We start from the raw sequence: 8,201 nt of genomic DNA, 5'->3' as shown, positions 1-8,201 counted from the left end.
AATACCTTCCCCCTCGGAACTAGCTTGATGACTTTACTATAGCAAAAAATCAGACTTTTCCACAAGCACAGGCGCCATCATAAAATCTAGGGCCTCTCGAGGTGATTTTTCCACAACGATGAGCCACCTCTGTTAAATATGTGGAAAAAGCAGCGGAAGCAGTGGAAAGTTTATCCATGGCTTGCAAAAAATATCAAAAAAGGCTACACTAAATGACGATATGCCAAAGCGAACATTTCAACCACACAAGCGACATCGCGCCAAGACGCACGGTTTTCGAGCTCGTGTTTCGACCAAGGCTGGCCGCGCTGTCCTGAAGCGTCGTCGCCTCAAGGGTCGCGCTAAAATCGCTATCTAACTGTAAACTCCCGCCTCGCCTAACAGGGCGGGATTTTGCTATACTGGACCTATGTTACGTCACGTCAACCGATTTCATGGTCATGGTAGCCTGCGCTATGTCTATGCGCGCGGGCGGGCAATTCGCTCATCGCAGCTCACCATGAAATATATCGCCAATCCGCGCCGTCGCCATGGTCGGTTTTCGGTAGTGATTAGTAAAAAGGTGCTCAAATCCGCCGTTAAGCGCAATCGTGTTCGCCGCCGAATTTACGAAATTATCCGACTAGAATTGCCACATATTCGGGGTGGGTTTGATGTTGTTATTATGGTGTTTTCGCCGGAGGTGCTGGTGATGCCACATAGCGACCTAAGGACGGCAGTAAAACAACTCTTTTCACAGGCGGGGCTGTATAAATAGCGCCACCTCTGGTATAATGAGGACATGAACATGTTTGATGTGGTTATTGTGCAACCAATTTTTAACTTGCTGATGGCAATTTATGCGCTAATTCCAGGCGGCGACTTTGGGGTTAGCGTTGTATTATTTACAATAATTGTGCGTTTTCTCTTGTGGCCGCTGGTTAAGAAGCAGCTCCATCAAGCCAAAGCGATGCGCAAGATACAGCCCGAACTTGCCAAGCTGAACAAAAAATATAAGAGCAATCCACAGATGCGGGCGATGGCGATGATGGATGTGTATAAAAAGCATAACATCAAGCCGATGAGTTCTATCCTGGTACTTCTTATCCAGCTGCCGGTACTGATCGCGATTTACCGTGTGGTGCAGATATTCGTATTGCAGCGCTCAGAGCTCGCTAAGTACACATACGACGTAATGGAGCAGTGGGAGCCGGTCAGGCACTTGATCGCCAATCCAGATCACTTTAACCAGAATTTCTTGGGGCTGATGGACCTGACGAAGCAGGCGTTATCATCAAGTGGTGTATCAATTGGGTTGCTCATCCTCGCTCTGGTAGCTGCCGTTTTGCAATATTTATTATCAAAGCAGATGTCACCAAGTTCGGACAACAAGAAGCGGCTGCGTGATGTGCTGATGGAGGCGGGCGAGGGTAAGAACGCTGACCAAACTGAGGTTAACGCCATTGTTACACGCAAAATGATGAAGGTTATGCCGGCGTTTATGTTCCTTATTATGATCAGTCTGCCAGGAGCGCTGGCGCTCTACATGGCAACCTCAAATATCGCTGCTTATATCCAAAACGCCATTATTCTCAAGCAAGACGGGACAGAAATGCAGCAAATTGCCAGCGAAAAGCGTTCGCCAAAATCTACGAGCAAGTCTGCCGCATCAGCAAAAAAATCAAAAGCCGCTTCGCAACGAGCGGCCACAGCGACTGAGGCGAACATCACGCGGATAAAAGCGAAAGACTAAGGAGGATATATGGATCAAATCGCGACCATTGAATTTGTCAAGAAATACCTAGAGGACTTTTTGGCGTTCTTTGATCTCAATCTGGATGTCGATGTTAGCGTTGAAGACGATGTTATCAAGGCTGTTGTGCCATCGAGTGAGCGCAATAGCTTGCTGATTGGGCGGAATGCTGAGACGTTACGGAGTCTACAGACGGTGGTGTCAGCAATTTTGCGTAACCGTCAGGCGGCGCTGGTGCGGGTGAATATTGATATTGCTGATTATAAAAAGCAACACGCCGAAAAGATCGCCGACAAGGCGCGCGGCTGGATCGAAGAGGTGCGGCGGACGGGCGAGACGAAGATTGTTGAATTGAATTCGGCTGATCGCTGGGTAGTGCACCATGTGGCGAATGACTATAGCGATATTGAGACGCACTCTGAGGGCGAGGGCCGTGCACGGCACCTGGTGATTTCGCAGAAGAGCTCTTAATCTTTGAAGACAACATTGGTGTAGAGCAGGTAGTTCCAGATGAGGCTGGCGACCGTGGCGATGAGCTTACTGGCGAATAGTGCTGTCGGCTGACTGAAATTAAAGCTAATGAAAATTGGCGCGAGTAGCGCAATAATGATCGTCTGAATTACCCAGAGACCAAACAGGGTGACGAGGGCAAAGAGGAGTAGTTGTTGGCGAACGTTGCCGGTGCGTGAGCGAAAGGTGAATGATCGATTGGCGACAAAGCTGAAACTAAAGGCGATGGTTGTCGAGATAATGTTGGCTAATTCTTTCGGCGTGCTGATAAACCAGGTCAACATAAACAACACACCAAAATCAATGGCGGTGTTGATGGTGCCGATGAGGAGGTAGCGGAGCTTGGTGGCGTGTTTGGTGATGTAGTGTTTGAAACGAGCCATAATGATAAGTATAACCCATAAACCCTAGTTGGTGCGATGTTTTTTAGCGGCAATGGCCTCCTTGAAAGCAGCGATGAGGCGATCAGTATTATTCTGCCAGGAAATAGCATTGAGATGAGCTTGAGCCGCAGTTTTCATATCAAGGCGTGCTTTTTGTGGGTCAGCGATGATAGAGAGTATTTTTTTCATGAAGTCGTCGGGATTTTTAGACTGAGCGTAAAGAACCGCATTTCCACCAGCCTCGCGGAGCACAGGAATATCGGAGGCAACAACCGGCGTACCGCTAGTTAGCGCCTCAGCAACCGGCATGCCGAACCCTTCGTAAATGGAGCTCATGCAAAAAAGGTCTGCTTGCTGATAAAATGCAGGCACGTCTTCTTGGGGGATGTAGCCCGGACGGATGACGTGTTCACCCGCGGCCTGGGCTTCAGCAATGGCACGCTCAGTCGCGTCGGTCTTCCAGCCCTTACCGCCAGCTAAAACTAATGAATACTGCTTGCGGACCTTTTCCGGCAGGGCACGAAAGGCGGCGATCATCGTCGGCAAATCTTTACGCGGTTCGAGATTGCCGATTGAAAAGATATACCGCTTGGTTGGTAAGTTATATTTGGCGGCAACGTCGATTGTACCCGGTTGAGAATAAATTGAGTCGGCTGGTATTGGTGTGACGATAATTTTTGAGGCTGGCACACCGTATTCAGCGATGATTTCCGCCTTGACCGACTCCGAGACAGTAATGATAAGGTCTGCTATTCGGGCCGCATGAGCGACGCGGCGGCGTAAATGGGCTAAATTACGCTGTTCAATCGTTTCAGGAAAATAAAGATAGCCAAGGTCGTGAATGACAACGGCAGTAATAGCTGCCTTACTGGTTGTCCAGCGGTCGAAATTCGGAAAAATCGCGACATCAACAGGTGAAGACAGCAGGTCGTACGGTAACGGTAGACCGTAACTCTGGAGCTTAGCAAATAGCCGCTGCGGCATGAGCGTATGTTTTTCGTGCTTAACCTGGTCGTCTAGGACGGGATCTCGGTGCTTGCTTAGAAAATTAAAATAAAACGCTGAAACTTCAGTCCCCGGCGGCGAGTAACGAGCCAGGCTATTGGTTAACATGCGGATGTAATGACCAACGCCGGATATATTGGGAGCGGTGAGGGCAGCAGTTTCAACACGAATCTTCATAGGCATATTATAACCCGTTTTCATATAAAGGAATAAATTGCGTTTTGACGATGGTATGAAAAACAAACGAGGCGAGATATTGACGGCGGGCAGCGGTGGCTAGATGTGCGCGAAGCCTGGAATTAGAATATAGCTGCTCCATGGCATCATGTAGCGCCACTGAGTTCTTTGAGGGGACGAGGAGGCCGGTCTTATTATGATGAATAATCTCCGGATTGCCACCAACGTCAGTGGCGATAATTGGTAGCTGTAGCATGCTGGCCTCAACGAGTGAAACACTAAACCCCTCGTGGTATGTTGGATGAAGATATACGTCAGCGGCGGCAACTTCAGGGAGGGGGTCTGTTTGGTGGCCGCGAAAAGTAACCGGTAACCCTGTGGTCTGTTTCTCAAACCGTGAACGATCTGGTCCGTCACCGATCAGAATGAGGCGCGTGTTGTGATGTGTAGCGTGAAGTCGTTTGAATGCAGCGATTGCTTCACTAATTCCCTTATCAACAACCAGACGGCCGGCAATACAGAACGTGAACAGGCGGCTTTTGATGGGTGCGTGTGGTGGCTTCTGGTCGTTGACACCATTATAGATAACGGTTAATTTGTGATGAATTGGTGAGGTTGACGGCAGATTATCAGAGACAAGGCGGCATTCACTCTGGCTAACGAGGGTAATTGCGTCGGCAAAGCGTGCCGCCCAAGCAACCAGCTTACCAGTCGGGTTTTTATACCATACGCCGAGCTGTTTCCAGACATGCTTGAGGTCAGCGTGGTCGGTCCAGATAACGCGAGCACCGATAAGCTTACCAGCGATTGACCCGGCAATAAAATCATCCTTACTCTGCAGGTGAACAACGTCAGCTTTGTAGCGATGAAATTGGATAATATAATACAAAGTGAGTAGCAGCTGCCAGAGTATATATAGTGGTGTTAATACAACTCGCCGGCCGCTCCAGTTTTGTTGAGACCACCACCAAGAGCGGCGATAAGTCAACCGTTCGTGCTTAGCGTAGTCACAGAGTGTCATGTGGTGACTAAAAATAACCGGCAAATGGCCCAGCTCTCGTAGCTCCTGAGCTAAGAACACTGGAAATCGCTCGCCACCACCAAAATCATGAGGTGCGGCATTTCGTACGATAACAACTCGTAACCGATTCATTTTACAAGTATATATCTTTTTGGTGTAATTTGGTATAATCAGGGAGTGAAACATCTCTTTGGTAATGAAAAAAATCGGGCAATTTTGCGCGCGATGGTCAGCACGGACTTTAAAGTTCGCTACCAAAACTCTGCCCTCGGGTACGTGTGGTCACTCCTGAAGCCGCTGTTCATATTCGGCATTTTATATGTATTGTTTACCTATGCGTTCCCACAGGGCAGTAAAGGGATTGAATATTTTGGCGTCTGGTTATTAGTTGGCGTCGTGCTATGGAATTTTTTCTCTGAGGCAACGATGGTAGGTACTCGTTCGGTAGTGGAAAATGGGCAACTAATTCGTAAAGTAGCAATCCCGAGACACCTCCTGGTGGTTGCTAGTTCTGTCTCGGCGCTGATCAACCTTGGTCTCGGGATGGTTGTGGTGATAATTTTTGCGCTACTGAGTGGTTTGATGCCAACCTTGTTATGGTTGTTGTTAATCCCAATAATTGCCCAGTTATTTTTGCTATCAATTGGCCTATCTCTGCTACTCTCGGCACTCTACGTAACGTTTCGTGATATCGCGTATATCTGGGAGATTTTGTTGCAGGCTGGGTTCTATGCCAGTGGTATCATCTTTGCCATCATCTATATGCCTGCAGTTATCCAGAAGGTGGCGTTTTTAAACCCAGTCACACAAATTATTCAGGATGCTCGGCATGTACTCATGCCCAATAATTCAGCCTCTCAAACGATTTGGCAGACGTTTCACAACCCGTTACTATGGTTCATCCCGATCGCGATAACCCTTGGGCTGTTTGGGCTGGGGTGGTGGTATTTCCAGCGTAAGCAACGTTCATTTGCGGAGGATATTTAGATGACAAGACCGGCTATTGTAGTCAAGGATATACACAAAGAGTTTGTACTGCCGCAGACTAAAAACTCAAGCATTAAACATGCCTTCGTTAACATTATCAAGCGAAACAAAAAGACCGTCCAGAAAGTACTAGACGGGGTTAGTTTTACTGTTAATCAGGGCGATTTTTTCGGCGTTGTTGGTCGGAATGGCTCGGGAAAAAGTACCATGCTTAAAATTCTCGCCGGTGTATATCAACCGACGAGCGGTAGTATTCAGCTACATGGTAAGCTGACACCATTTATTGAACTGGGTGTTGGCTTCAACCCGGAGCTGTCTGGCCGAGACAACGTTTTTTTGAATGGAGCGCTACTTGGGTTCACTCGTAAAGAGATGGAAGCAATGTATGATGAGATCGTTGCCTTTGCTGAACTTGAACCGTTCATGGATCAGAAGCTAAAAAATTATTCGTCGGGTATGCAGGTACGATTGGCGTTTTCGGTAGCAATTAAGGCGCGTAATGATATTATGATTTTTGATGAAGTGTTGGCTGTCGGTGATGAGGCGTTTCAGCGCAAGTGTATTGATATATTTGAGCAGTACAAGGCAAGTGGCCAGACGGTTGTTCTGGTTACCCATGATATGGAAACAGTCAAGAAGTTTTGTAATCGTGCCGTACTAATCCAAGACGGCACAATTATCAAAGAGGGAGACCCAGTGCAGGTGGCTGACGAGTATAGTCGGCTCAATCAAGCAGTGATTGACGCAAGTATTGATAGAAATCGGCAATATACTGGTGAAAATGTTGATGTTACGATCCGCGGCGCGACAGGTAAAAAACAGCGCAGCTTTAAAGTTGGCGAGACTATCTCGTTTGATATTGCTTGGCGTCACGATAAGACGCGAGCAATCATGGTTGATTTGTATCGGAAGGACAGTGATTTAATATCGAATTTTATTACTAATCGTGAGGGATTCGCTGAGCTACCGAAAGACAAAAAACTGACACTCGATATCGAAGCAAACTTGGGTCCGGGGTCGTACTATGTTGATGTTAATCTCCTCAATCACGATGGATCAGTAAAATACGATGTTGCGTATCGTGCCGAGGAGTTCACAATTACGAAGGATTTTTCAGCGGTTGGACAGTCATTTGGTGGACTCACACTGATCCCGCGGCAGTGGCACCATGACCATAAATAGACAAAGCATAGCCCGTCTAGCGGTTTAATAACAAATTTAATATCCTGCACTATTAAACCGCTGTTTTTGCTTTTCGACGTGATGGTTGTAGTTTAATCTTAATAATATCAAGTCCCCACTTAACAACGATCTTGGCGGCAGTGCGACCAGTTGATGCTACGTTCCAGAGTTGATGAAGTCCCTTGCTGATCTTTCCCTTTTGAAGCATGCGATAGCCAATGCGCATGAGCACAAAGGTGTAGGCGTGCTTGTGGCTAATTCCAAAATCATGGTTGATTGGATTTTTGAGATAATAGGCGAAGGCGCGTTTAATATCGGCACGGCTGGTGACCGTCGGTTGAATATTGTCCCAATTACGATGAGAAAATTTCTTAGCAAGATTGTTTTGCTCATCGCGCCTTCTTGCCGAAATACTGCCGTCACTGATGCGATAGCGAAAAATAGGGTAAGGTACGTTGGCAAGTTCACCATGTTCGGCAAATTTACTAAACAGGTCATAATCCTCGGCTGGACAGGTGTCAGGGTAAAGACCAGCATCAAGTGCTGTCTGACGGCGATAAATGACCGATGAATGGCAGAATTGATTAAAAATGCAAAGACCGAGTCTAATATCTTCATTGCGAGCAACATTAAAAATAAAACCAGTCGGCACGCTATCTTGATTCATGATCTCTGCGCCACCGCCAACCAGAACTAGGTTTTTATTTGCTTCAAGCATAGCGACTTGAGTCCTGAGCTTGTGCGGTAGCCACTCATCGTCGCCATCAATACGGGCAATGTAGGTACCACGCGCTTCGGTAATGCCGTGGTTGAGTGAAGCCACGAGGCCGCTGTTTTTTTGATTAATGAGGCGGATGCGGTCATCTTCCTTTTGGAGGCGCTGAACAATTTTTTTTGTATTATCGGTCGATCCATCATTAATAATGAGGTACTCAAAATCGGTAAAATCTTGTGACAGCACGGAGCGAATTGAGGACTCAATATATGTTTCGTCATTATAGGTAGCGGTAATAATTGACACCAATGGTGGTTTAACTTGGGATTTCTGTGCTTTCATACGGGATATTATAGCATCTTTATTGGCAAAAATATTGAAAACCCAACGATTAACTGTTATGCTTAAGCTGATAGGATAAAACAGGGGAAACAACACTATGCGAGTTAAACAAACACCGTCAAAGAAGACCAGGGCTATAATCATTAG

10 protein-coding genes are annotated in these 8,201 nt (G+C 47.0%); 6 read left to right on the top strand and 4 right to left on the bottom strand.

What is annotated here, in order from left to right:
• Positions 1-220: 220 nt before the first annotated feature.
• The 4 genes from FBF28_04550 to FBF28_04535 are packed head-to-tail and all read left to right on the top strand — an operon-like array spanning position 221 to position 2,203.
• Positions 221-358: a 50S ribosomal protein L34 gene (locus tag FBF28_04550; protein QJU08794.1), complete on the top strand. Its 138-nt coding sequence runs from the start codon at positions 221-223 to the stop codon at positions 356-358.
• 51 nt (positions 359-409) lie between these two features.
• Entirely contained in the window at positions 410-757 is a 348-nt protein-coding gene (gene rnpA / locus FBF28_04545) for a ribonuclease P protein component (GenBank protein ID QJU08793.1), read from the top strand.
• Between the two features lie 24 nt (positions 758-781).
• On the top strand, positions 782-1,732 hold the full coding sequence (locus FBF28_04540; GenBank protein ID QJU08792.1) for a YidC/Oxa1 family membrane protein insertase: 951 nt from the start codon (positions 782-784) through the stop codon (positions 1,730-1,732).
• Positions 1,733-1,741: 9 nt separating this feature from the next.
• Positions 1,742-2,203: a KH domain-containing protein gene (locus FBF28_04535; protein QJU08791.1), complete on the top strand. Its 462-nt coding sequence runs from the start codon at positions 1,742-1,744 to the stop codon at positions 2,201-2,203.
• On the opposite strand, the gene FBF28_04530 is transcribed toward FBF28_04535, so the two are convergent.
• The 3 genes from FBF28_04530 to FBF28_04520 form a co-directional block, all read right to left on the bottom strand.
• Complete coding sequence (locus FBF28_04530; GenBank protein QJU08821.1) at positions 2,200-2,568, bottom strand: GtrA family protein; 369 nt, start codon at positions 2,566-2,568, stop codon at positions 2,200-2,202. The two genes, FBF28_04535 and FBF28_04530, sit on opposite strands and share 4 nt — an antisense overlap.
• Before the next feature lie 81 nt (positions 2,569-2,649).
• Positions 2,650-3,831: a glycosyltransferase family 4 protein gene (locus FBF28_04525; GenBank protein ID QJU08790.1), complete on the bottom strand. Its 1,182-nt coding sequence runs from the start codon at positions 3,829-3,831 to the stop codon at positions 2,650-2,652.
• On the bottom strand, positions 3,815-5,014 hold the full coding sequence (locus tag FBF28_04520) for a glycosyltransferase family 4 protein (protein QJU08789.1): 1,200 nt from the start codon (positions 5,012-5,014) through the stop codon (positions 3,815-3,817). Before FBF28_04520 ends, FBF28_04525 begins: the two co-directional genes overlap by 17 nt.
• On the opposite strand from FBF28_04520, the gene FBF28_04515 reads away from it, so the two are divergent.
• Positions 5,006-5,815, top strand: a complete 810-nt coding sequence (locus FBF28_04515; protein QJU08788.1) for an ABC transporter permease — start codon at positions 5,006-5,008, stop codon at positions 5,813-5,815. The genes FBF28_04520 and FBF28_04515 overlap by 9 nt on opposite strands.
• On the top strand, positions 5,816-6,997 hold the full coding sequence (locus tag FBF28_04510) for an ATP-binding cassette domain-containing protein (protein ID QJU08787.1): 1,182 nt from the start codon (positions 5,816-5,818) through the stop codon (positions 6,995-6,997).
• Positions 6,998-7,049: 52 nt separating this feature from the next.
• Here FBF28_04510 and FBF28_04505 read toward each other — a convergent pair whose 3' ends face one another.
• Entirely contained in the window at positions 7,050-8,198 is a 1,149-nt protein-coding gene (locus FBF28_04505; GenBank protein QJU08786.1) for a glycosyltransferase, read from the bottom strand.
• Positions 8,199-8,201: the final 3 nt, after the last annotated feature.

The sequence above is a fragment of the Candidatus Saccharibacteria bacterium oral taxon 488 genome, from assembly GCA_013099195.1.
Classification (GTDB): Bacteria; Patescibacteriota; Saccharimonadia; order Saccharimonadales; family Saccharimonadaceae; genus Nanosynbacter.
The sequence above is the reverse complement of the archived record's forward strand: the minus strand, read 5'-3'. Positions and strand labels throughout refer to the sequence as shown.

Bases quoted from the DNA above. Each gene is read 5' to 3' on its own strand.
- FBF28_04550 (QJU08794.1), top strand. From the start codon at position 221: ATGCCAAAGCGAACATTTCAACCACACAAGCGACATCGCGCCAAGACG.
- rnpA (QJU08793.1), top strand. From the start codon at position 410: ATGTTACGTCACGTCAACCGATTTCATGGTCATGGTAGCCTGCGCTAT.
- FBF28_04540 (QJU08792.1), top strand. From the start codon at position 782: ATGAACATGTTTGATGTGGTTATTGTGCAACCAATTTTTAACTTGCTG.
- FBF28_04535 (QJU08791.1), top strand. From the start codon at position 1,742: ATGGATCAAATCGCGACCATTGAATTTGTCAAGAAATACCTAGAGGAC.
- FBF28_04525 (QJU08790.1), bottom strand. From the start codon at position 3,831: ATGAAAACGGGTTATAATATGCCTATGAAGATTCGTGTTGAAACTGCT.
- FBF28_04520 (QJU08789.1), bottom strand. From the start codon at position 5,014: ATGTTTCACTCCCTGATTATACCAAATTACACCAAAAAGATATATACT.
- FBF28_04510 (QJU08787.1), top strand. From the start codon at position 5,816: ATGACAAGACCGGCTATTGTAGTCAAGGATATACACAAAGAGTTTGTA.
- FBF28_04505 (QJU08786.1), bottom strand. From the start codon at position 8,198: ATGATTATAGCCCTGGTCTTCTTTGACGGTGTTTGTTTAACTCGCATA.